Source organism: Priestia sp. BR_2 (genome assembly GCF_041954005.1).
Taxonomy (GTDB): Bacteria; Bacillota; Bacilli; order Paenibacillales; family Paenibacillaceae; genus Paenibacillus_AQ; species Paenibacillus_AQ lautus_A.
The window spans coordinates 1-1,209 of record NZ_JAVFHM010000024.1 but is presented as its reverse complement, the minus strand read 5'-3'; the positions used below and the strand labels follow the sequence as shown (position 1 = coordinate 1,209).

Sequence of the window (1,209 nt, the reverse complement as noted above, 5' to 3'; positions counted from 1 at the left end):
GTCTTCATTCACCGGAAAAAAGCCGTGCTGGGTCTCGGGGGGAGGTGAAGAAGCCGGATACGATTAACTACCGTAACTTGAAGCCGGAGAAAGAAGGCGTCGTCTGGGAGGGTATTTGCGGTCCTCAGACGGAGTGGGAATGTCATTGCGGTAAGTATAAGCGTGTCCGTTATAAAGGAGTAGTCTGCGATCGCTGCGGCGTTGAAGTCACGCGCGCCAAAGTCCGCCGCGAACGGATGGGCCATATCGAGCTCGCAGCTCCTGTATCGCACATTTGGTATTTCAAAGGCATTCCAAGCCGCATGGGTCTGGCTCTGGATATGTCCCCAAGATCTCTTGAGGAGATCATTTACTTCGCATCTTATGTTGTAACCGATCCAGGAGATACGCCGCTGGAGAAGAAGCAATTGCTGTCCGAGAAGGAATACCGCAGCTACCGTGAGAAGTACGGCTACGGCTTCCAAGCCGGCATGGGTGCTGAAGCGGTCAAGAAACTTCTTCAAGACATCGATATTGAGAAAGAGCTTGAATTCCTTAAGGAAGAACTGCGCACTGCACAAGGTCAGCGCCGCAACCGGGCGATCAAACGCCTGGAAGTGATTGAGGCGTTCCGCAACTCCGGCAACAATCCGGAATGGATGATCATGGATGTGCTGCCGGTCATTCCGCCGGAGCTTCGTCCGATGGTTCAACTTGATGGCGGACGCTTTGCGACTTCCGACTTGAACGATCTGTACCGCCGTGTTATTAACCGGAACAACCGTCTGAAAAGACTGCTGGATCTCGGCGCGCCGGATATCATTGTTCAAAACGAGAAGCGCATGCTGCAGGAAGCTGTCGATGCACTGATCGACAACGGCCGCCGCGGCCGTCCGGTAACAGGTCCGGGTAACCGTCCGCTTAAATCCCTCAGCCACATGCTGAAGGGTAAACAAGGGCGTTTCCGTCAGAACTTGCTCGGTAAACGGGTTGACTACTCTGGTCGTTCCGTTATCGTCGTAGGTCCTTACCTGAAAATGTACCAATGCGGTCTGCCTAAGAAAATGGCGCTCGAGCTCTTCAAGCCGTTCGTGATGAAAGAACTGGTCAACAAAGGCCTGGCACATAATATCAAGAGTGCGAAACGCAAAGTAGAACGTGTAAGTCCAGAAGTATGGGATGTGCTCGAGGAAGTCATTAAAGAGCATCCGGTTCTTCTGAACCGTGCAC

1 pseudogene is annotated in these 1,209 nt (G+C 52.8%); it reads left to right on the top strand.

Annotated elements, in window-relative coordinates:
* Nucleotides 1–1,209, top strand: a pseudogene (locus RB298_RS00275) (DNA-directed RNA polymerase subunit beta'); the annotation flags it as partial.